The 20612-nt window shown below is 74.5% G+C and carries 19 protein-coding genes; 5 read left to right on the top strand and 14 right to left on the bottom strand.

From position 1 onward, the window contains the following. Positions 1-8: 8 nt before the first annotated feature. Positions 9-2351, bottom strand: coding sequence for an ATP-binding cassette domain-containing protein (locus ACIRRS_RS28110; RefSeq protein ID WP_402976195.1), 2343 nt, complete (start codon positions 2349-2351; stop codon positions 9-11). Between the two features lie 158 nt (positions 2352-2509). Here ACIRRS_RS28110 and ACIRRS_RS28105 point away from each other — a divergent pair, with 158 nt between their 5' ends. Further along, positions 2510-3859 carry an acyltransferase gene (locus ACIRRS_RS28105; protein WP_402976193.1) on the top strand — a complete coding sequence of 450 codons (1350 nt, stop codon included), beginning with the start codon at positions 2510-2512 and terminating at the stop codon, positions 3857-3859. Positions 3860-3878: 19 nt separating this feature from the next. On the opposite strand, the gene ACIRRS_RS28100 is transcribed toward ACIRRS_RS28105, so the two are convergent. From ACIRRS_RS28100 to ACIRRS_RS28045, 12 genes are all read right to left on the bottom strand, one after another. Continuing rightward, on the bottom strand, positions 3879-4664 hold the full coding sequence (locus ACIRRS_RS28100) for a DUF3050 domain-containing protein (RefSeq protein WP_402976191.1): 786 nt from the start codon (positions 4662-4664) through the stop codon (positions 3879-3881). 32 nt (positions 4665-4696) lie between these two features. Further along, entirely contained in the window at positions 4697-5662 is a 966-nt protein-coding gene (locus ACIRRS_RS28095) for an alpha-ketoacid dehydrogenase subunit beta (protein ID WP_402976189.1), read from the bottom strand. Further along, positions 5659-6639, bottom strand: coding sequence for a thiamine pyrophosphate-dependent dehydrogenase E1 component subunit alpha (locus tag ACIRRS_RS28090; protein ID WP_402976187.1), 981 nt, complete (start codon positions 6637-6639; stop codon positions 5659-5661). Before ACIRRS_RS28090 ends, ACIRRS_RS28095 begins: the two co-directional genes overlap by 4 nt. Continuing rightward, positions 6636-7550, bottom strand: coding sequence for a phytanoyl-CoA dioxygenase family protein (locus ACIRRS_RS28085; RefSeq protein WP_402976185.1), 915 nt, complete (start codon positions 7548-7550; stop codon positions 6636-6638). The genes ACIRRS_RS28090 and ACIRRS_RS28085 overlap by 4 nt, the downstream gene beginning before the upstream one ends. Before the next feature lie 24 nt (positions 7551-7574). Beyond that, on the bottom strand, positions 7575-8558 hold the full coding sequence (gene hppD, locus ACIRRS_RS28080) for a 4-hydroxyphenylpyruvate dioxygenase (protein ID WP_402976183.1): 984 nt from the start codon (positions 8556-8558) through the stop codon (positions 7575-7577). A 27-nt stretch (positions 8559-8585) separates the two neighbouring features. Beyond that, on the bottom strand, positions 8586-9845 hold the full coding sequence (locus tag ACIRRS_RS28075; protein WP_402976181.1) for a beta-ketoacyl-[acyl-carrier-protein] synthase family protein: 1260 nt from the start codon (positions 9843-9845) through the stop codon (positions 8586-8588). Next, positions 9842-11512, bottom strand: coding sequence for an AMP-binding protein (locus tag ACIRRS_RS28070; RefSeq protein ID WP_402976179.1), 1671 nt, complete (start codon positions 11510-11512; stop codon positions 9842-9844). The genes ACIRRS_RS28075 and ACIRRS_RS28070 overlap by 4 nt, the downstream gene beginning before the upstream one ends. 117 nt (positions 11513-11629) lie before the next feature. Then, positions 11630-12160 carry a beta-ketoacyl synthase N-terminal-like domain-containing protein gene (locus ACIRRS_RS28065; protein ID WP_402976177.1) on the bottom strand — a complete coding sequence of 177 codons (531 nt, stop codon included), beginning with the start codon at positions 12158-12160 and terminating at the stop codon, positions 11630-11632. Positions 12161-12171: 11 nt separating this feature from the next. Next, positions 12172-13287: a beta-ketoacyl synthase N-terminal-like domain-containing protein gene (locus ACIRRS_RS28060; protein WP_402976175.1), complete on the bottom strand. Its 1116-nt coding sequence runs from the start codon at positions 13285-13287 to the stop codon at positions 12172-12174. Beyond that, positions 13284-13559, bottom strand: coding sequence for an acyl carrier protein (locus ACIRRS_RS28055; RefSeq protein WP_402976173.1), 276 nt, complete (start codon positions 13557-13559; stop codon positions 13284-13286). The genes ACIRRS_RS28060 and ACIRRS_RS28055 overlap by 4 nt, the downstream gene beginning before the upstream one ends. Continuing rightward, positions 13556-13843 carry an acyl carrier protein gene (locus ACIRRS_RS28050; protein WP_402976171.1) on the bottom strand — a complete coding sequence of 96 codons (288 nt, stop codon included), beginning with the start codon at positions 13841-13843 and terminating at the stop codon, positions 13556-13558. The genes ACIRRS_RS28055 and ACIRRS_RS28050 overlap by 4 nt, the downstream gene beginning before the upstream one ends. Before the next feature lie 59 nt (positions 13844-13902). Continuing rightward, complete coding sequence (locus ACIRRS_RS28045) at positions 13903-15267, bottom strand: class I adenylate-forming enzyme family protein (protein WP_402976169.1); 1365 nt, start codon at positions 15265-15267, stop codon at positions 13903-13905. A gap of 246 nt (positions 15268-15513) precedes the next feature. Here ACIRRS_RS28045 and ACIRRS_RS28040 point away from each other — a divergent pair, with 246 nt between their 5' ends. The 4 genes from ACIRRS_RS28040 (at position 15514) to ACIRRS_RS28025 (ending at position 19746) form a co-directional block, all read left to right on the top strand. Next, positions 15514-16611, top strand: a complete 1098-nt coding sequence (locus tag ACIRRS_RS28040; protein ID WP_402976167.1) for an alpha-hydroxy acid oxidase — start codon at positions 15514-15516, stop codon at positions 16609-16611. Between the two features lie 62 nt (positions 16612-16673). Next, positions 16674-17450, top strand: coding sequence for a methyltransferase domain-containing protein (locus ACIRRS_RS28035; protein ID WP_402976165.1), 777 nt, complete (start codon positions 16674-16676; stop codon positions 17448-17450). A gap of 47 nt (positions 17451-17497) precedes the next feature. Then, positions 17498-18457 carry an alpha/beta hydrolase gene (locus ACIRRS_RS28030; RefSeq protein WP_402976163.1) on the top strand — a complete coding sequence of 320 codons (960 nt, stop codon included), beginning with the start codon at positions 17498-17500 and terminating at the stop codon, positions 18455-18457. Further along, entirely contained in the window at positions 18454-19746 is a 1293-nt protein-coding gene (locus ACIRRS_RS28025) for a PLP-dependent aminotransferase family protein (protein ID WP_402976161.1), read from the top strand. Before ACIRRS_RS28030 ends, ACIRRS_RS28025 begins: the two co-directional genes overlap by 4 nt. A gap of 66 nt (positions 19747-19812) precedes the next feature. On the opposite strand, the gene ACIRRS_RS28020 is transcribed toward ACIRRS_RS28025, so the two are convergent. Continuing rightward, positions 19813-20577: an ABC transporter permease gene (locus tag ACIRRS_RS28020; protein WP_402976159.1), complete on the bottom strand. Its 765-nt coding sequence runs from the start codon at positions 20575-20577 to the stop codon at positions 19813-19815. Positions 20578-20612: the final 35 nt, after the last annotated feature.

The following is a 20612-nucleotide window of genomic DNA, read 5'->3' as shown; positions in this document are numbered from 1 at the left end:
CTAGCCGTCTACCGGCGCATGATCGCGGGCTCGTGCCGCCGCAGCAGGGCCAGCACCACCAGCCCGTACGCCGCCGAGAGCGCGGGCAGCACGGCCATGCTCAGCAGCCAGCCGTTGCGCTCGTGGCGGAACATCGGGTCGGCGGTGATCGCGGTCGGGAAGATCGCGTGCAGTTCGACGGTGCGGGCCATCGCGGACAGGCCCCAGCGGGAGGGGATCAGCCAGGCGAACTGCTCCAGGCCGGGCACGCCGTGGAGTTTGAGCATCAGGCCGCTGAAGACGATCTGCACCACGGAGAGCAGCACCAGCAGCGGCATCGTCGCCTCCTCCTTGCCGACCAGGGCGGAGACGACCAGGCCGAGCATCATCGCGGAGAAGGCCAGCAGCGCCACCGCGATGATCAGCTCGGGCAGTTGGGGCATCACCACGCCGGTCGGCACCGCGAAGGAGAGGTCCACCCCGGCGAGGCCGACCACGGTGAGCACCGCCGCCTGGGCGACGGTGACGGTGCCGAGCACCACCACCTTGGAGACCAGGTAGGCCGATCTGGAGAGCCCGACCACCCGCTCCCGCCGGTAGACGGCGCGCTCCTTGACCAGCTCGCGCACCGAGTTGGCGGAGCCGGTCAGCAGACCGCCGATGCAGAGGGTGAGCAGGCAGTTGACGGCGTTGTCGGGGGTCAGGCGGGTGCCGGCCATCGCGCGGCACATCAGGCCGATGACGAAGGGCAGCACCACCATGATGGTGAGGAAGAGCCGGTCGGCGGCCAGCACGGCGGTGTAGCGGCGTACGAGGGTGCCCAGTTGGGAGAACCAGCCCTGCGGCTTCTCGCGCCCGATGACCGGCCGTGACGGGCCAGAAGAGGGCGCCACGGAGTGGGTGGCCTCGGCCGCCACGTACCGCCCGTACTGCGGGGAGGCGCGGAAGCGCTCCTGCCAGGCGGTGTGCGTCTCGTTCTCGAAGGCCTCGAAGGCCTCCGGCCACTGCGTGAACCCGAAGTACGCCAGCGCCTCGCCCGGCGGCCCGTAGTAGGCGGTGCGCCCGCCGGGGGCGAGCACCAGCAGCCGGTCGCAGACGTCCAGGCTCAGCACGCTGTGCGTCACCACGACGACGGTGCGGCCGTCGTCGGCGAGGCCGCGCAGCATGTGCATCACGGAGCGTTCCATGCCCGGGTCCAGGCCGGAGGTCGGCTCGTCCAGGAACAGCAGCGAGGGCTTGGTGAGCAGCTCCAGGGCGACGCTGACGCGTTTGCGCTGGCCGCCGGAGAGGCTGGAGATGACCTGGTCGGCCCGTTCCCGCAGGCCCAGTTCGCCGATCACCTCGTCGACCCGGGCCTCCCGCTCGTGCCGGGCGGTGTCGCCGGGGAAGCGCAGCTCGGCGGCGTAGGAGAGGGCGCGGCGCACGGTGAGCTGGGTGTGCAGGATGTCGTCCTGCGGGACGAGGCCGATGCGGCGGCGCAGTTCGGCGTAGTCGCGGTAGAGGTCGCGCCCGTCGTAGAGCACGGTGCCCTCGTCGGCGGGGCGCAGGCCGGTGAGGGCGTTGAGCAGGGTGGACTTCCCGGCGCCGCTGGGGCCGGCCACGGCGAGCAGCGCCTTCTCGGCGAGCGGGAAGCCGACGTCGTCCAGCAGCACCCGGTGGTCGGGGCCGACGCGCACCACGAGGTGCTGCACGTCGAGGGAGACCTCGCCGGTGTCGGTGTACTCGACGAGGCGGCCGTCGGAGAGGCAGAGCGCGGAGTGGCCGATGCCGACGATGTCGGCCGGGCCGACGGGGGCGCGTTGGACAGGGGCGCCGTTGAGGTAGGTGCCGTTGTGGCTGCCCAGGTCGACGATCTCGTGGCCGCCGCCGGGCAGTTCGCGCAGTTCGGCGTGGTGGCGGGAGACGACCAGGTCGTCCAGGACGAGGTCGTTGTCGCTCGCGCGGCCGATGCGCACGGCCCGTGCGGGCAGCTGCAGGACGGAGCTGGGGCGGCGGAAGGTGCCGGAGGAGCGCGGGGCGAGCAGGGAGGTCCGCGCGCCGGGGTCGTGCGGGGGCACGCCGGCGAAGGTCGCGGACGGGCCGGTGGACGGGTCCCCGAAGCGCAGGCTGGTGCCGGGGCCGACGTCCTCGCTGGCGACGCGGTGGCCGTGGTCGTACGTGCCGTTGGTGCTGCCGACGTCCTCCAGCAGCCAGTGGTCCCCGACGGCGCGCAGCACCGCGTGGTGCCAGGAGACCCGGGGGTCGGGCAGGACGATCTCGCCGGTCGGGTCGCGGCCGAGGTGGTAGGCCCGGCTCGGGTCGATCAGCCGCGACCCGGTGTCGGTGACCAGGACGAGGGGCGGCGCGGTGGGTGCGCCCGGGCGCTCTCCCATGCCGAAGATTCTAGTTCCGCCCCGCACGGCCCGCGCCTCGGACGGGATTCCTCCGGATCCCTGGATTCGATCGTCGATTGGACTGGACCACTGCCTCGGCGCGGCACTATCGTTCGGCGTGCCCGCCGCCGGCGTACGACCACTTGGGGACGGAACTCATGAGCATCTGGCCGCAGTTGAGGAGCCGCCGGGTCGTCAGGGTGGGCCACGCCACCGGCCGTGAGCTGCGCTGCGGCCTGATGGACACGATGCTGGCGGACCTCTCCGTCTCCGTCGTCCTCTACTTCGAGCGCCCCCTGGACGAGGACCGCCTCGCCGCCGGCCTGGCCCTCGCCCTGGAGCGGGTGCCGGTCTTCGCCGGCCGCCTGCGCACGGACGGGGACCGCCTGACGGCCGTCTGCGACGACACCGGCGTGCCCCTGGACGTCTACACCGTCGAGGGCACCCTCGCCGAGGCCATGGGTCGCGCCACCGCCGCCGGCTCCGAGCTCGTCGACCCGGTGGACGCCCCCGCCGCCCGCCTCGGCGGCGTCCCGCTGCTCACCGTGCGCGTCACCCGCACCTCGGACGGCGGGACGGTCCTCGGCTGCTCCTGGCACCACGCGATCGGCGACCTCCAGAGCTTCATGCTGCTGATGCGCGCCTGGTCGGCAGCCGTCGAGGGCGAGGCCATGCCGGAGGCCGAACTCGTCGAGGACCAGGACGCGCTGTTGCACGAGGTCCTCCCCGAGCGGGACTGCGGCCGCCCCGGCTTCCGGCTGCCCACGCCCGCCGAGGCCCGGGCGCTGGCCGTCGAGGTGGCGGTCGCGCCGCGCGCCAACAGGATCGTCCAGATCCACTTCGCCGAGGACGAAGTACGGCGGATGCTGGAGGAGTTCACCGCCAAGGCCGGAAGGCGCCTGTCCTCGGGGGACGCGGTCTGCGCCCATCTGATCAGCACCCTGCGGGAGTTGGACGAGGACGAGGCCGAGCGGATGGTCACCGTCCCCGTCAACGCCCGGCGCTGGCTGGGCCTTTCGCCCGCCCTGGTCGGCAACCTGCTGAGCGAGGTGCACGTGCCGCACCGGCCCGGGGAGGGCCCCGCGGCGCTGGCGGCCACGCTGCGCACGGCGGTGGAGGAGTTCCCGGCCGCGCACCTCAACCTGCGGGCCAACCTGTCCTTCCTGGCCGCCCTCGGCCGCGGCCGGCTGGGCGACTGCGTGCCGCTGGGCTTCGACCCGGCGGCCCGCCGCTTCAGCTTCTCCAACTGGAGCCGCTTCGGCGCGTACGGGATCGCCTTCCAGGGGCGGCGGCCGGTGCTGTTCAGCCCGGCGGCGAACTTCCCCGTCCCGTGGGTGTGCTGGACGGTGGAGGGCTTCGACGGGCGCGGTTTCCTGTGCAGCGTGGTGCTGCCGGCCAGGCTCGCCGCCCGGGTGCGCGGAGCGCAGGGCCGGGCGGCGATGCACCGCTACCGGGCCGAGGAGGACGTGCTGCCCGTGGCGGCCTCCCTCGTCCCGAAGATCATCTGACAGACGATCCGATGGAGCGTCAGAACGACTGCTCGATGGCCGTCCAGAGCTTCAGCCGGGCCTCCAGCGCGAGCTGGACGGTCTCGGCGCAGGAGTCCCACTTGTCCTGGTCGTCACCGTTCAGGTCGATCAGCATCTGCATGGCCATCGGGGTGTGCTGCTCGCCGTCGACCTCGATGTGGCGGGCCAGGTAGTCCTTGAAGACGGTGAGCACGCCGTCCGGGTCCGCGATCCCGACGACCTGGGTGAACATCTCGGGGATCAGGTCCTCGCGGCCGAAGGCGAAGGCGGCGGCCCGGCAGTGCACCGGCGCGTCCTCCACGATCGACCAGGTGGTGGTCGTGAAGTCCACGGCCGCCTGCGGCACTTCGGCTTCCTTGAGGGCCTGCGGGACGGTGCTGCCGGAGCCCAGCAGGGCGAGGAACTCCGCCATCGGGGCCGTGTCGGCGCCGGCCTGGCGCATGCCCTCGACGTACAGCTCGAAGTGGCTGGTGTAGCCCTCGCCGAGCTCGTCGCTCTCCTCGACCAGCACGATGTCGTTGATCAGCCGGCGGCTGGCGGTCGGGCCGTTCGGCACCCAGGGGACCTCGACGCAGGTGAGGTCGCGCTGGAGGCTCTTCAGCAGGGACATGAAGTCCCAGACCGCGAAGACGTGGCTGTCCAGGAAGGTGCGGACGCGGCCGATGCTGTTCAGCCCGTGGTAGACGGAGTGGCCGACGACCTCGCGGCGCAGCGGGTCGATCGCCTTCTGGAGGCCGGTCAGGCCGGGGTGGGTGCGGTCCCAGTGGTAGCGGCTGGTGGACATGGTTCTCCTCGGGGGTTGGAGACGAACGGGGTTCAGGGGTGCTTGAGGACGGCCGCAAGCGCCTGCCGCAGCTGTTCGCGGGAGGGCTGCACGGCGCGGTCGAGGGCGGGCGCGAAGGGCAGGACGGCGCCGTCGGGGCGGGTGACGCGCCGGGGCGGGGCGACCAGGCGCATCTCCTCGGAGGCGGTGGCCAGGACCTCGGCCGCGAAGCCGCAGGTGCGGTTGGAGTCGTCGAACACCACCAGCCGCCCGGTGCGCTGGAGGGAGGCGGCGAGGGCCTCCCAGTCGAAGGGGTACAGGGTGCGCGGGTCCAGCACCTCGACGGAGACCTCCGGGGCCAGCTCCTCGGCCACGGCCAGCGCGTCGTGGACGAGGTGGCCGACGGCGACGACGGTGACGTCCGTGCCGGGGCGGTGGACGCGGGCGCGGCCGAGCGGGATCGGCTCCAGCTCCCAGGTGACGGTCTCGCGCACCGCCAGGGCGCCGGCGGGCGCGAAGACCACGACCGGGTCCTCGTCCCGGACGGCCGAGCGCAGCAGCCCGTAGGCGTCCGTCGGGGTGGCGGGCACGACGGTCTTCATCCCGGCGTGCGCGAACAGGCTGTACGGGTGGTCGGAGTGCTGGCCCGCCCAGCCGTCCCGGGAGCCGGAGCCGGGCACCAGGCAGGTCAGTGGCACGGAGGCCTGGCCGCCCGTCATCAGCGAGAACTTGTGCGCCTGGTTGACGAGTTGCTCGAAGACCAGGAACAGCAGCGAGGGGATCTGGAACTCCAGGACGGGCCGGCGCCCGGCCAGGGCGGCGCCGATCGCCATGGAGGTGAAGGCCTGCTCGGACAGCGGGGTGTCGACGATCCTGTCCGCGCCGAAGCGGTCCAGCAGGCCCAGGGTGGGCCCGGCCATCCCGGCGCCGATGTCCTCGCCGAACACGCACACCGCCGGGTCGGCGTCGAGCTCGTCGGCGAGGGCCCGGTTGAGGGCCTTGGTGTAGGAGAGTCTCATGCCGTCGCCCCCGCCCGGGGGCGCAGCCCGTCCGCGTACAGGTGGTCGAGCGCGCCGGACGGGTCGGGGTGCTCCGAGGCGAGGGCGAACTCCTCGGCCTCGCGCAGGAGTTGTTCGACCTCGGCGTCGAGGGAGGCGACGTCGGCGGGGTCGAGCAGGGCGGCGGCGCGGGGGATCGGGTCCTGGTCGCGCCAGGCCTCGACCTCCTCGGGGGAGCGGTAGCGCAGTTTCATCCGGCGTTCCATGGTGTGGTGGCCCTCGTAGCGGTAGGTGCGGCACTCGAGGAAGCCGGGGCCACCGCCGTCGGCCGCCCGCTGGACGGCGCGCAGCGCGGCGGCCCGGACGGCCTCCGTGTCCATGCCGTCCACCCGCTCGGCGGGGATGCCGAAGGCCTCGGCGCGGCCGGTGGCGCTGCCGGCGACGGCGGCGGCAGCGGGCAGGGTGGTGGCGTAGCCGTTGTTCTCGCAGACGAACACCACCGGCAGGCGCCACATCGCGGCCAGGTTGAGCGACTCGAGCAGGACGCCCTGGTTGAGCGCGCCGTCGCCGAAGAAGGAGACGGCGACGGCGCTGCTGCGGGCCTGCCGTGCGGCCCAGGCGGCGCCGACGGCGATCGGGGCGCCCGCGCCGACCATGCCGTTGGCGCCGAGGATGCCCAGGCCGAGGTCGGCGGCGTGCATGGAGCCGCCCCGGCCGCTGTTCAACCCGCCGACGCGGCCCATGAGTTCCGCGAGCAGCCGGTCGGGGGCCACGCCCCGGGCGAGGACGTGGCCGTGGCCGCGGTGGGTGCTGGTGAGGGTGTCGGCCGGGCCGAGCGCCGAGCAGACGCCGACCGCGACGGCCTCCTGACCGATGTACGGGTGGATGCCGCCGGGGATCGCGCCGGCCTTCACCTGGGCGAGCGCCAGCTCCTCGAAGCCGCGGATCAGCCGCAGCATCCGGTAGCGCTCCTCCACGGACCGCAGGGGTGCCGTCACAGGGCCCCTCGCCAGGTGGTCGGGCAGTAGGCCGGGTCGGCGTAGTCGGGCCGGTCGTCGGCGGTGCGGCGCACCAGTACGTCGTGGTTGTAGACCACCGGGCCGCCGTCCTCCCTGTCGTGCCGGCGGTACTCGTTGGCGCCGTCCTGCAGGTGCAGGGAGACGGCGCGGCGCGGGTACGAGGCCAGGTTGGGGCCGGAGCCGTGGTAGGTGCGGCAGTGGTGGAAGGACATGTGGCCGCGCGGGATCCGCATCGGGACCTTCTCCACCGTGGTGCCGTTGTGCGCGGCGTTGGCGGCCAGGATGGCGTCCAGCTCGCCGTTGTCGCGGTCGGCGAAGTGCCGGGTGGAGTCCTCGCCGGAGGGCAGCTCCTGCCAGCGGTGGCTGCCGTCGACCATGGTGATGGTGCCGTTCTCCTCCCGGCAGTCGTGGAAGGGGATGAAGGCGGTGAGCATGTCCTCCGAGGTGGAGGTCTGCCAGTAGTGCTTGTCGAAGTGCCAGGGCACCTGGTTGCTGGGCTCCCCGGGCACCGGCGGCTTGAGGATCAGCGTGGCCTGGAAGATGCGGATCTCCTCGGCCCCGGCGAGCAGCGCGGCGACGGCGCCGACCAGCGGCTTGCGCAGGATCGCGCCGATGGCGTCGCTCTCGTAGTGGACGTAGTCGTTGTGGCGCTGCACCGGGCCGTGCGAGGGGTCCCAGGCGGCCAGCCGGGGCGGGCGGACGGGCAGTTCGCGGTCCCGCTCGCCGTCGTAGTAGCGCTCGGTGGCGGCCTGGAGGGCGTCCAGCTCCTCGTCGCTGAACAGGCGGCGGGACAGGTACCAGCCGTGCTCGCGGTAGTGCGCCACCTCCTCGGGGGTGGGCAGCGACGCGCGTTCGGCGTCGGTGAGGTGGAACTCGATGGTGGTGGTCATCGGCGCGCTCTCTTCTCGCGGGGGTCAGCGGGCGGTGGTGCTCTGGCGCTCGACGGCCTCGTACAGGGCCTTGATGTTCGCCGTGCCGAAGGTGCCGGCGCCCTGGCGCTCGATCACCTCGAGGAAGTAGGTGCGCCGGGGGTGGGTGGAGCGGGCGAAGATCTGGAACAGCTGGCCGCCGTGGTCCTGGTCGACGAGGACGTGCAGGTCGCGCAGGGTCTCCACGGGGATGGCCGTCTCGCCGAACCGCTCGGCGAGCGCGTCGAAGTAGGCGCCGGGGGTGGTGAGGAACTCCACGCCGCGCGCGCGGATGGTGCGCACGGCGGTGGCGATGTCGCGGGTGCTGAACGCCAGGTGCTGGACCCCGGCGCCGCCGTGCGAGGAGAGGAACTCGTCGATCTGGCCGGGGCGCCGGGCGGTGTCGGGCTCGATCAGGGTGAAGGTGACCTCGCCGGAGGCGCTCTGCACGACGCTGGAGTCCATGGCCTGCTCGCCGACCTCGATGTACTCGCCGAAGATCCGGTGGAAGCCGAGGGCGGCCTCGCAGAACTTCACGGCCTCGGCCAGCTGGCCGGCGGGGACGCAGACGGCGACGTGGTCGAGGGTGTCGAGCAGGCCCTCGCCCGTGTCGGGGTCGGCGGTGCGCAGCGGGACGAAGCGCAGCGCGGTGTCGCCGAACCCGGCGATCAGGGCGCCCGCGCGGTCGATCACCCGGGCGCCGTGCCGCTCGGCGCGGTCCAGGGCGGCGCCCGGGTCCTCGCAGCCGAGGGCCAGGGCGGCGACGGCGTCCCCGTGGCGGGCGACGAAGGAGGAGACGGGGTGGCCGGGGTCGGCGGCGTCGGCCAGGTGCAGGCGGATGGTGCCCTGGCCCAGGGCGATGGTGCGGGTGCCGTCGGGCGCGGTGACGGGGGCTTCGGCGGTGAAGCCGTAGTCGGCGCAGAGGCCGGCGGCGTACTTGTCGGCGTCGTCGCAGTGGAACTCGACGTGGCTGATGGTCTGGACGGACATCGGGATCTCCCCCCGGGGGGTGGTGGATTAGCGGGTTGACCGGGTGGACGCCGGGCCGAGGATCAGGCTGAGGTTGTGGCCGCCGAAGGCGAAGGCGTTGCTCAGCGCCGCGCGCACCGGGCCGGTCCGGGCGGTGCCGCGGACGTGGTCGAGGTCGCAGGCCGGGTCGGGGTCGGTCAGGTTGAGCGTGGGCGGCAGCGTCCCCCTCGCCACCGCCAGGGCGGTCACGGCCGCCTCCAGCGCGCCCGCGGCGCCCAGGAGGTGGCCGGTGGCGCCCTTGGTGGAACTGACGGCCGGGCGGTGCTCGCCGAAGACGGCGCGCAGGGCGGCCGTCTCGGCCACGTCACCGATCTTGGTGCCGGTGCCGTGGGCGTTCACGTAGTCGATGTCGCCCGGCGCCAGGCCCGCGTTGGCGAGGGCGGCGCGCATCGCGTCGGCGGCGCCGGCGCCGTCCGGGCGGGGCATGGTCGGGTGGTGGGCGTCGGTGGAGGCGCCCCAGCCGATGACGTCGGCGTAGCCGCCGGCGCCGCGGGCGTCGGCGTGCTCGGCCCGCTCCAGGATGAGGACGGCGCTGCCCTCGCCCAGCACGAAGCCGTTGCGCCGGGCGTCGAAGGGCCGCGAGGCCTGCGCCGGGTCCTCCCAACCCTGGGCGAGGGCGCGGGCGTTGGTGAAGGCGGCGGCGATGGTCGGGTGCAGCGAGGACTCGGTGCCGCCGCAGACCACCACGTCCGCGTCGCCGGAGCGGATCAGCCGCAGCCCCTCGGCCACGGCCTGGGCCCCGGCCGCGCAGGCCGTCACCACGGCCGAGCTGTAGCCGCGGATGCCGTGCTTGATGGCGATCCGGGCGGTGGCCATGTTGGAGAGCATGCCCGGCAGCAGGTACGGGCTGACGCCGGGGCGCCCGCGCTCCAGGCGGCGGTGGGACTGCTGCTCGAAGGTCTCCAGCCCGCCGCCGCCGGTGGCCAGCACCACGGCGGTGCGGTGCGGGTCGACGTCGCGGCCGACGACCAGGCCCGCGTCGGCGAGCGCGTCGTCGGCGGCGGCCAGGGCCAGCAGCACGAAGCGGTCCACGCAGCGGGTCTCGGTGGGCGGCAGCACCTCCTTGCCGTCCACGGGCGGGGCGATCCCGGCGGCGGGCAGCCAGCCGTGCGCGGGGTGGCCCTCGGGCACGGCGCTCAGGCCGGAGCGGCCGGCGGCCAGCGCCTCGAACACCTCGGCGCTCTTGCGGCCGAGCGGGGAGACCATGCCGAGGCCGGTGACGACGGCTCCCGGACGGGCGGCGCTCATGCGCTCACCACGCCGGTCGAGCCCGTCGAGCCCGTCGAGCCCGTCGCGCCGGCGGTGCGGGCCGCGCCCAGGTGGCGCTCGCGCAGCAGGACCTTGCGGACCTTGCCGGTCGGGCCGAGCGGGATGTCCCCGCCGGAGACCACCAGCACCTCGCGCACCGTCGCGGCGGTGGCCTCGTCGAGGGCGGCGGTGACGGCCTTCGTCCGGTCGAGGTCGGTCGCGGAGTCCTCCGCGAGGATCAGCAGCACGTCGGTGACGACGCGTTCGCCGTCGCGCACCGCGACGACGGTGCAGTCCAGCACGTCGGGGCAGGCGGCGAGCACCCGCTCCTCCGACATGGCGGTGAACAGCCGCTCGCCGCCGTCGAGTTGGACGGAGTCCACGGCCCGGTCGACGTGGTAGTAGTAGCCCTCCTCGTCCCGGTACATCAGGTCGCCGGTGAGGAAGCGCCCGCGCAGCCGGGTGCGGAAGGTCGTCGCCGAGTCGTTCCAGTAGCCGAGCGCCAACGTCGGGGAGGCGGTGGCGAGTTCGCCGATCTCGCCGGGGCCGAGCGGCTCGCCGTCCGGGCCGACCACCTCGCAGTCGACGAAGGCGTGCGGGCGCCCGACGCAGCGCCCGTAGCGCTCGGTGCCGGGGCCGTGGGTGATGAAGAAGTGGGAGTGGCCCATCTCGGTGGAGCCGAGGCCGTCCACGAACAGCGAGCCGCTCTCGCGCACGCGGCCCTCGCGGGTGACGGTCTCCCGGCTGCCGGTGGCGATCAGGCGGCGGATGTGCACCTCGTGCGCGCAGTCGCCGGTGTTCCACCACAGCGCGACGGAGTTCAAGTCCCGTGCGGCCAGGTCGTGGTGGGCGAGGTCGGCCCAGGTGGCGGCGAAGCCGACGACCCCGTTGGGGCGCCACCGCTCGATCGCCTCCAGCACCTCGGCGCCCGACTGGCCGGAGAGCACGGCGAGTTCGGTGTGCGAGCTGAGGGCGAGGTTGAGGGCGATCAGCGTCGCCGCGTGCGGGGCGGGCAGCGCGCTGAGCATCCGCTCCTGGCCCTGCGGGCGCGGCAGGCGCAGCCGGTGGAGGATCGCCGCGTACAGGCTGGCGTGCGAGTGGACGACGGCCTTCGGCATGCCGGTGGTGCCCGAGGAGTGGGTGATCGCCACCGGGTCGCCGGACCAGTGCCGGTACGGCGCCGGGGCGGCCTCGGGGTCGCCCGCGCCGAGCGTGCCGATCTCGGGCAGCAGCGGCGCCCCGGGCTCCTGGTCCGCGAGGGCGGCCAGGTGGGCCTCGTCGGCCAGCACCCCGGCCGCGCCGAGGCGGGCGATGTAGCGGGCCGCGCGCTCGGCGTCCAGGTTGGGGTTGAGCAGGGCGGGGATCGCGCCGAGGCGGGCCAGGGCGAGGAAGGCGAGGACGTGGTCGGCGGCGGCGCCCGACCAGACCACCACAGGGTCGCGGCGGGTGACGCCCAGGGCGTGCAGGGCGGCGGCGCGGGCGCGCACGGCGCGGTCCAGCTCGCGCAGGGTGAAGGGCTGCCAGGCGGCGTGGTCGTCGACCGGGGTGTCGAAGGTGATCAGCGGGTCGTCCAGGCCGAGGCCGAGAGCGAGGCGGGCCTCCAGGACGTTCCCGGCGCCGAGGCCGGGGTCGTCCGCGAGCAGGCGGCGGAGACTGCGGATGGACACGGGTGGCTCCCTCTCGGGCGGTTCGGTGGCAGGGCGGTGCGCGCGTCGGCCTCGGCCGGGTGACGGAAGGCTTCTGGTCGAGAGCGGGTGACGGGTGCGGTCGGGTGGAGGGGGCGGTCAGCGGGCCAGCAGGGCGGCCGCGGCGACGTGCCCGCCCCCCGCCGTCTCCTCGGCGGCGACGACCAGGACGCGGTCGGCGTCCCCGTCCTCGATCAGCAGCGCGGCGTGGTCGAGCGCGTCGGCCGGGATGCGGCCGGGTACGGCCTCGGCGGGGCGGATCGCCACGACGGGGCCGGTCAGGCCCCAGCGCGCGGCGATGTGCCCGAGGACGGCGTTGGGGTTGGACTGGAAGAACAGCAGCGGCGCGGCCCGCCGCCCGGCCCCGGCGGCCTCGTCGATCGCCCGCGCGGTGGCGCGGTCGCCGGTGGTGCTGGCCAGCAGCAGGGCGGTGCGCCCGGGGGCCGGAGGTTGGCCGTGGAGGGCGCCCAGGCAGCGGTCGGCGGCGTGGGCGACCAGCGGGTTGAAGCCGGAGGCGGCGAAGCCGGGCAGGGGTGGCACAGGGGCGGCGGCGTCGGGCGCGTGCGTCTCGGCGAGCACGCGCAGCCCGTATGCGGCGGCCGCGGTGGTTGTGGTGGTGGTCGTCGTCATGGGTGTGCTGTTCATGCGGCGGCCAGCAGCAGGGCGGTGTTGGCGCCGCCGAAGGCGGAGTTGAGGCTGAGGGCGTGGCGGGGGCGGGCGGCGCGCGGGCCGTCCAGGACGAGGTCGAGGCCGATCTGCGGGTCCGGTCCGAGCCCGCCGGCGTTGACCGGGAGCAGTCCGGTGCCCAGCGCGCCGACGGTGACGGCGAGTTCGAGCAGGGCGGAGGCCTCCAGGGCGTGGCCGTGCACCGACTTGCTGGAGCTGACCGGGAGTTGGGCGGTGTGCGGGCCGAACACCCGGTGCAGGGCGCGGGCTTCGGCGAGGTCGGCGAGGTCGGAGCCGGTGCCGTTGGCGTTGACGTAGCCGACCTCCTCGGGGGCGAGGCCCGCGCGGGTGAGCGCGGCCTCGATCGCCCGGGCCAGGCCGGTGCCCTCCGGTTCGGGGCGGCAGACGTGGTGGGCGTCCCCGGCCCGGCCCCAGCCGGCCAGCCGGGCGAGCTCGGGGGCGCCCCGGTGTGCGGCCGCCGGGGCGGCCTCCACCAGGACGGCCACGGCCGCGTCGGCGAGCAGGGTGCCGGTGCGTCCGCTGCTGAACGGGCGCAGTTCGCCGTCCCGGGCGAGGGCGCGCCCGGCGTCGAAGACGGCGAACACCCCCGGCTCGACCAGGTGCCCGGCCGCGACCAGGACCCTCTCGTGCCGCCCGGTGGCGACCATGGCGGCGGCGTCGGCGACGGCCGTGGAGGCCGCCACGCAGGCGCCGGTGTACACCCGGGTGACGCCCGGGCCGCCGCACAGGGCCTCGACCCCGGCGCCGACGGCCCGCGCGGTGGCCCCGGTGCGCTCGTCGCTGTGCAGCGCGAGCAGCACGGGAGTGCCCCCGGCGGGCGCCCCGGCCTGCTGCCAGGCCTGCCCGACCGCGTCCAGCACGGCCCTGGCCAGCGGCAGCGCGGCGGCCAGCGGCACCTCGGGGGGCAGCAGCGCGGCCCGGGTGGTGCGGCGCCCGCTCACGTCGAACCGGGCGACCTCGCCGAAGGCGGCCTTGCCGTGCGCGGCGGCCTCGGCCAGCGGGGCGAGCCCGCGCCCGGCGGCGCTGAGCACGCCGACGCCGGTGACGAGCACGGGCCGCGCGCCGGTCACGGCCGGGCGCCCGCGCGCTCGGCGAGGACGGTCTCGCGCAGCAGCGCGGTGGCGTCGTCCACCGTGCGCACGGCGGCGAAGCCCTCGTCGTCGAGGTCCAGCTGGATGCCGTAGCGCTGCTCGAACTCGGCGATCAGCCAGGTGAGTTCGAGGGACCCGAGCTCCTCCGGCACGGCCTCGGCGGCGCGCTGCCCGAACGCCGCCAGCATGGTGACCACCTCCGCCCGGTCGGGCAGCGCCTGCCCGGCGTCGAGCGTCTCGGCGCCGCTCACGCCGCGTCGCCGACCGGGCCGGCGCCGGCGGTGGCGAGGGCGTCGACGCGCTTGGCGACGTCCGCGGTGAACTCGTCGAGCGTCATCATCGCGGTGGTCTCCATCTCGTCCAGGTCGAACTTGATCCCGAACTCGTCCTCGACCTGCACCGACAGTTCGGCGAGGGCGAGCGATTCGAGGTCCAGTCCGGCCGGTCCGAGGTCGGTGTCCCCGGTGACCTCCGAGACGTCGTACTGCATGTCGGTGAGGGAGGCGAGGACGAACGCGCGGATGCGGTCCTGCATGGTGGGCTCCTAGGTCGGGAGGTGCGGGTGGTGCAGGTCGTGCGGGTCGTGCGGGTGGTTCAGTGCGCGGGGGCGGCGGCGCTCCCGCGCAGGGCGGCGGGGTCGCGCAGCAGCTTTCCGGTGGCGGTGCGGGGGAGTCGGGGCAGCAGCGCCAGGCGCCGCGGCCGCTTGTAGGCGGCGAGCCGGCGGGCCAGCCCGTCCTGGACGAGGGAGAGGTCGGCGTCGGGCTCGGTGGCGAGGTAGGCCTCGATCGCGCCGCCGTCGAAGACGACGACGGCCTCGCGGACCTCGGGCAGCGCGGTGAGCGCGTCCTCGACCTCGGTCAGGTCGACCTTGAGGCCGCCGATCGACACCTGGGAGTCGAGCCGGCCGAGGACGGTGACCAGGTCGTAGACCTCGTCGACCTCGGCCGCGTCCCGGGTGTGCAGCCAGCCGTCCGACCAGCGGGTCGGGTCGTCGAGCTGCGGGTACGGGGAGGTCGGCGCCGCGATCTGCAGCTCGCCGCCGACCAGCCGCAGCCGCATCCCGGCCACCGGCCGCTTGGCCGGGTGGAGGGCGCCGGACAGGTCGGTGGCGATGACCCCGGTCTCGGTCATGCCGTACATCGTGCCGAGCGGCACGCCGTAGCGCTCGGTGAACAGCGCGGCCAGCCCGGGGCGGACGAGTTCGCCCGCCACGATCATCCGGCGCAGCTGCGGCAGCGCCGGGGGAGCGACGGTGCCGGCCAGCATCTCCGCGTGGAAGGGCACCCCGATGACGGTGGTGGGCCGGTCGCTGCCGGCCACGGCGGCGAGGATGCCCGCCGCCGTCATCCGCTCGGGGATCGTCAGCGCGGCCCGGGCCCGCAGGGCGTTGAGCAGCCCGCCGACCAGGCCGAGCACGTGCACGACCGAGGACAGCAGCACGACCCGCTCGCCCCCGCCGGGGAAGTCCGTGAGCTTGCGGTAGCAGTCGAGTTCGCGGATGACGTCGCCCGCGGTGCGCGCGATCACCTTGGCCGGGCCGGTCGAGCCCGAGCTGAGCTGGATCAGCGCGTGCCCGGTGGCGGCCGGTCGGCCGCCGGGCAGGGCGAGCGCCTCCGGCTCCACGTCGGAGAAGCCGCGCAGCGCCGAGGCCGGCCGGTGGGCCGCGCTCACCAGCACCTGCGGGGCCAGCCGCTCCACCGCGCCGTCGATTTCATGATCGGTCAGTCTGTGGTCGAGCAGGGCGACTTGGGCGCCGAGGCGCCAGGCGGCCAGCAGCGACGTGACGAACGCCACGGAGGGCGGCAGGCGCAACGCCGCGGTGCCGCCGGGCTCGAGCCCGGCGGCTGTCAGCCGCGCGCACTGCTCCTCGACCAGCGCGCGCAGGGCGTCGCGGTCCAGGGGCGTGCCGAGGTGCAGGCACTCCTCGCCCCCGGGCCCCGCCAGCAACAGTTCGTCCACCCAGTTCTCCTGGGCGTCGGCGTGCGGGGGTGGGGAGGGCGGAAGGGAGGAGGGGGAAATGCGGGTCAACACCGCTCCACAGAAGCAGGGGATTTGACATGAACGCCGTTAGTAGCCAAAACGGTCAATTCCGTGGCCAGACCTTGGCACAGACGATTGGTCAAATCAAGGTCTATACCAATGTGGTCCTTCCTCCTACGCTGCCGAATCGGGACTGGCCCGAGCGTGGCCGTCCCGGAAACGAGGATGCCCGTGGGAGCACTCACGCTGGCCGGGATCGAACGTGCCGCGCGCGCGGAACTCCCCCGCGAAATATGGGACTTCATCGCCGGAGGGAGCGGGGACGAACGAACCCTCGCGGCCAACCGGAAAGCCTTCTCCCACTACGCGCTTCGCCCCCGCACGATGGTCGACGTCACCACCTGCTCGACCGGCCTGACCCTCCTCGGCAGCCGCCTCGACGCGCCGATCGGCATCGCGCCCATGGCGTACCACCGGCTCGTCGACGAGGACGGCGAGACCGCCACCGCCCGCGCCGCCGGCCGCGCCGGAGCCCTGTTCGTGGCCGGGATGTTCGCCAGCCGCACCCTGGAGGAGATCGCGGAGGCCGCCACCGGCCCGCTCTGGCTCCAGCTGTACTGGCTGCGCGAACGCGAGGCCGTCGCCGCCCTGGTGGAACGCGCCGAGGCCGCCGGCTTCGCCGCCCTCGTCCTGACCGTGGACGCCCCCCGGATCGGCAGACGCCTGCGCGACCTGCGCAACGGCTTCGCGATCCCCGCCGCCGTCCGCGCCGTCAACCTCGACCCGGCCCTGATGAGCGCCAGCCACCGCTCCACCGTGGGCGGTTCGGGCATCGCCGAGCACGCACGCCGCCAGTTCGACCCCAGCCTGACCTGGGCCGATCTCGCCTGGCTGCGCGAACGGACGCGGCTGCCGATCGTCCTCAAGGGCATCCTCACCGCCGAGGACGCCCGCCTCGCCGTCGAGTACGGGGCCGACGCCGTCCTGGTCTCCAACCACGGAGGCCGTCAACTCGACGGCGCCCTCCCTGCCCTGGCCGCCCTGCCCGAGGTCGTCGACGCCGTCCCCGCCGACCTGCCCGTCCTCCTCGACGGCGGCGCGCGCACCGGCACCGACCTCGCCACCGCCCTCGCCCTCGGCGCCCGCGCCGTCCTCGTCGGCCGCCCGGTGCTCTGGGGCCTGGCGACCGGGGGAGAGGCCGGAGTGCACCGCGTCCTCGACCTGCTGCGGGACGAACTGGAGCACACCATGGCCCTGTTGGGCCGCCCACGGCTCGCCGACCTCGACCGCACCGCCCTCGCCCCCTGGCCCGCGCGGCCCTGACCGCCACGGCGGTTGAACCGGGCCCCACCCGCCCCACGTTCACCAGGAAGAGAGACCACGCCATGACCACCGCCGACACCCGGTTCCCCGGCTGGGACTGGGACGACCCCGACGACCTCGCCGTCAGACTCGACGAGTTCAGCGCCGACGTCGCCACCTGCACGACCCTGGAGGCCCACCCGGGCCCCCTGCCCCACGACCACGCCTCCTTCCGCGAACTCGGCGTCACCGGCATCGAGTTCGCGGCCTTCCGCACCGCCCACCCCGAGGGCCTCGGCACCGACCTGGCCGCCCTGCGCAGCCCGGACACGGCCGCCGAGCCCGGAACCCTCTACCGCGTCGACGGCGACCGCTGGTTCACGCGGCTCGACATCTCCGAGCCGCTGCCCTTCGCCGACGCCAGCGTGGACTGGGTGTACGCGGAGCACCTCATCGAGCACGTCCCCATGCCCGTCGCCGTCGGCTGGCTGCGCGAGGCCCGCCGCGTCCTGCGCCCCGGCGGCGTCCTGCGCGTCACCACCCCCGACCTCGCCCGCTACCTGGTCGGCTACGCCACCGGCGACGGCTTCCTACCCAAGCACCGCCGCCGCCTCACCACCCTCGGCTTCGGCCCGCCGATGCCCGAGCGCCCGGCCTTCCTCGTCAACCAGATCTTCCGCCACTACGGCCACCAGTGGATCTACGACCTGGACGAGCTGCGCCACGTCCTCACCCGGGCCGGCTTCGCCCCCGAGCAGATCCGCCACTGCGCCTACCGTCAGGGCGTACGCCCGGACGTCGCCGACCTCGACACCGCCTTCCGCACCGACGAGACCGTCTACGTCGAGGCCGACCGCTAGGGCGTGTCTTCCGGATCACGCCCTGGCCCCCCGCAAAAAGGAACCCCATGCCCCTCCACCCCCAGGCCGAGGCCCTGCGCGCACGCTACGCCGCCGCCGGCGCGCCGCCGCTCTACACCCTCAGCCTCGAACAGGCCCGCGCCGCCGACCTCGCCGAGATCCAGGCCTCGGCCGGCACCCCCGAGCCCGTCGCCGCCGTCGAGGAGCACCGCTTCCCCGGCCCCGGCGGCGAACTCGCCCTGCGGCTCTACCGCCCCGAAACACGCCCCGAACCGCAGGCCGAACCGCAGGCCCGCGAACTGCCCGCCCTGCTCTACCTCTTCGGCGGCGGCTGGACCCTCGGCTCGCTCGACACCAGCGACGCGATCTGCCGCCGCCTCACCAACGCCGTCGGCTGCGTCACCGCCTCCGTCGGCTACCGCCTCGCCCCCGAACACCCCTTCCCCGCCGCCCTCCACGACTGCCGCGCCGCACTCCACCACCTCGTGGACGAGGCGGCCGCCTACGGCATCGACCCGCAGCGCCTCGCCGTCGCCGGGGACAGCGCCGGAGGCAACCTCGCCGCCGCCCTCACCCTCCTGCTGCGCGCCGAGGGCGGCCCCGCCCTGCGCCACCAGCTGCTCGTCTACCCCAACACCGACCACGGCGCCGACACCCCCTCGCTGCGCGAGCACGACGACCCGCTGTGGTTCAACCGCCGCTCCGTCGCCTGGTACTGGAGCCACTACCTCGCCGACTGGACCGACGGGGCCAGCCCGTACGTCTCCCCGCTGCGCGCCGCCTCCCTGGCCGGCCTGCCGCCCGCGACCGTCCTCACCGCCGAGTACGACCCGCTGCGCGACGAGGGCGAGCGGTACGCCCACGCCCTGCGGGCCGCCGGCGTGCCCGTGGACCTGCGCCGCTACGAGGGCGTGCCGCACGGCTTCTTCGCCATGACCGGCACCCTGGACGCCGCCGCCGAGGCCCACGCCCACGCCGCCGGGCGCCTGCGGGAGGCCCTGCGGTGATCCTCGACCTCGCCGAGCTGCACGCCTCGCTCTCCGACCCCCTCCTGGACGCGATGACCTTCCTCAACGAGGTCACCACCCGCTACCCGGACGCCGTCTCCTTCGCCCCCGGCCGCCCCTACGAGGGCTTCTTCGAACCCGAGGACGTCCCCCGCTACCTCGACGCCTACCTCGCCCACCTGGCCGAGCGCGGCCTCGACCGCGACGCCGTACGCACCGCGCTGTTCCAGTACGGCCCCACCAAGGGGATCGTCGCCGACCTCGTCGCCCGCACCCTCGCCAACGACGAGGGCCTCACCGCCGCCCCCGAGGCGCTCGTCCTCACCGTCGGCGCCCAGGAGGGCATGCTGCTGACCCTGCGCGCGCTGTGCGCCGGCCCCGAGGACGTCCTGCTGGTCAGCTCCCCCTGCTACGTCGGCGTCACCGGCGCCGCCCGCCTGCTCGACCTCACCACCCGTCCCGTCCCCGAGGGCCCGGACGGCGGCCCGGACCCTTCGGCCGTCCGCGCCGCCGCCCGCGCCGTACGGGCCGAGGGCCGCCGTCCGCGCGCCCTCTACGTCGTCCCCGACTTCGCCAACCCCTCCGGCACCAGCATGCCGCTGGCCGCCCGCACCCGGCTGCTGGAGACGGCCCGGGAGGAGGGGTTGCTGATCATCGAGGACAACCCCTACGGCTTCTTCGCCCGCACCCCCGGCGAGCGGCCCACCCTCAAGGCCCTGGACCGCGAGGGGCGGGTCGTCTACCTCGGCTCCTTCGCCAAGACCTGCTTCCCCGGCGCCCGCCTCGGCTACGTCCTCGCCGACCAGGAGGTCGGCGCGCCCTGCGGCCGCAGCAGCCTGCTCGCCGACGAACTCGCCAAGCTCAAGAGCATGACGACCGTCAACACCCCCGCGCTCAGCCAGGCCGTCATCGGCGGGATGCTGCTCGTCCACGACTGCCGGCTGCGCGCCGCCAACGCCCGCGCCACGGCCCACTACGCGGCCGGCATGGACACCCTGCTGCGGGAGCTGGAGCGGCACTTCCCGGCCTCCGAGCAGCGCCGCCTCGGCGTGGGCTGGAACAGGCCGGAGGGCGGCTTCTTCGCCGTCCTGACCGTCCCCTTCGTCGCCGACGACGAGGCCATGGAGCGCTGCGCCCGCGAGTACGGGGTGCTGTGGACGCCGATGGCCCCGTTCTACCCGGCGGGCGGCGGGGAGCGGCGGCTGCGGCTGTCCGTCAGCTCGGTGACGCAGGACCAGATCATCGACGGGGTGGCCAAGCTGGCGGCCTTCATCACCGCCCGCTCCTGAACCCCCCTGAGCACGTCGAAGGGCCCGGTCCGCGGACCGGGCCCTTCGAGGTTCGTACGGGTCTTCTCAGCGCACCCGGGTCGAGAACAGCCGCGCCGACCAGTACACGGCCAGCACCGTCATCAGGACGACCACGAGCAGCCCCTGCCAGACGGCGGCGTCCCCGGCGTGCCCGGAGAACAGCGCGCGCATGCCCTCCACGGCCCAGTAGAAGGGGTTCCAGTGGGCCATCTGCTGCAGCCAGCCCGGTGCCAGGGTGAGCGGCAGCAGCACCCCGGACAGCAGGGCGATCGGCTGGGCGATGGTGTTCACCACCGGCGCCATCGCCGCGTCGGCCGGCACCATCAGCGCGATCCCGTAGGAGATCGCCGAGGTCATCAGCGCCAGCAGCCCCAGCAGCACGTAGGCGAGCAGCAGGTTCAGCGGGCTGACCCGCAGCCCGAAGGGCAGCGCGATCAGCGTGATCAGCACCGCCTGCACCAGCAGCGCCACCATCTCGCGCAGCGCCCGCCCGAGCAGCAGCGCCAGGCGGCTGACGGGCGTGACGCGCGAGCGCTCGATGATCCCGGCCCTGAGCTCGCCGAGCAGGCTGAAGCCGGTGAACAGCCCGCCGAAGATGCACAGCACCGCCAACAGGCCCGGTACGTACACCTGGTAGGCGTCGGCGTAGCTGGTCGTGCCCTGCGGGGCGAGCACCTTCTTGAGCAGGGGTGCGAACAGCAGCAGGTAGAACACGGGCTGGATGATCCCGACGGCGATCCACACCGGCGTGCGGACCATCAGCAGCAGTTGGCGCTGGAAGACCAGCCAGGTGTCGCGGGCGAGCTTCACGGTGTCCCCAAAGCGGTATCCCCAGGAAGGAGGTT

It is taken from the genome of Kitasatospora sp. NPDC101183, from assembly GCF_044767945.1.
Lineage (GTDB): Bacteria > Actinomycetota > Actinomycetes > Streptomycetales > Streptomycetaceae > Kitasatospora.
Note: the sequence above shows the minus strand (reverse complement) of the source record. Positions and strands in the feature narration are given on the sequence as shown.

What these genes read in the sequence shown, in the direction of transcription:
- ACIRRS_RS28030 (WP_402976163.1), top strand. Translation starts at nt 17,498, where the DNA reads ATGCCCCTCCACCCCCAGGCCGAGGCCCTGCGCGCACGCTACGCCGCC.
- hppD (WP_402976183.1), bottom strand. Translation starts at nt 8,558, where the DNA reads ATGTCCGTCCAGACCATCAGCCACGTCGAGTTCCACTGCGACGACGCC.
- ACIRRS_RS28065 (WP_402976177.1), bottom strand. Translation starts at nt 12,160, where the DNA reads ATGACGACGACCACCACCACAACCACCGCGGCCGCCGCATACGGGCTG.
- ACIRRS_RS28085 (WP_402976185.1), bottom strand. Translation starts at nt 7,550, where the DNA reads ATGACCACCACCATCGAGTTCCACCTCACCGACGCCGAACGCGCGTCG.
- ACIRRS_RS28050 (WP_402976171.1), bottom strand. Translation starts at nt 13,843, where the DNA reads ATGCAGGACCGCATCCGCGCGTTCGTCCTCGCCTCCCTCACCGACATG.
- ACIRRS_RS28105 (WP_402976193.1), top strand. Translation starts at nt 2,510, where the DNA reads ATGAGCATCTGGCCGCAGTTGAGGAGCCGCCGGGTCGTCAGGGTGGGC.
- ACIRRS_RS28040 (WP_402976167.1), top strand. Translation starts at nt 15,514, where the DNA reads ATGCCCGTGGGAGCACTCACGCTGGCCGGGATCGAACGTGCCGCGCGC.
- ACIRRS_RS28100 (WP_402976191.1), bottom strand. Translation starts at nt 4,664, where the DNA reads ATGTCCACCAGCCGCTACCACTGGGACCGCACCCACCCCGGCCTGACC.
- ACIRRS_RS28110 (WP_402976195.1), bottom strand. Translation starts at nt 2,351, where the DNA reads ATGGGAGAGCGCCCGGGCGCACCCACCGCGCCGCCCCTCGTCCTGGTC.
- ACIRRS_RS28035 (WP_402976165.1), top strand. Translation starts at nt 16,674, where the DNA reads ATGACCACCGCCGACACCCGGTTCCCCGGCTGGGACTGGGACGACCCC.
- ACIRRS_RS28075 (WP_402976181.1), bottom strand. Translation starts at nt 9,845, where the DNA reads ATGAGCGCCGCCCGTCCGGGAGCCGTCGTCACCGGCCTCGGCATGGTC.
- ACIRRS_RS28095 (WP_402976189.1), bottom strand. Translation starts at nt 5,662, where the DNA reads ATGAGACTCTCCTACACCAAGGCCCTCAACCGGGCCCTCGCCGACGAG.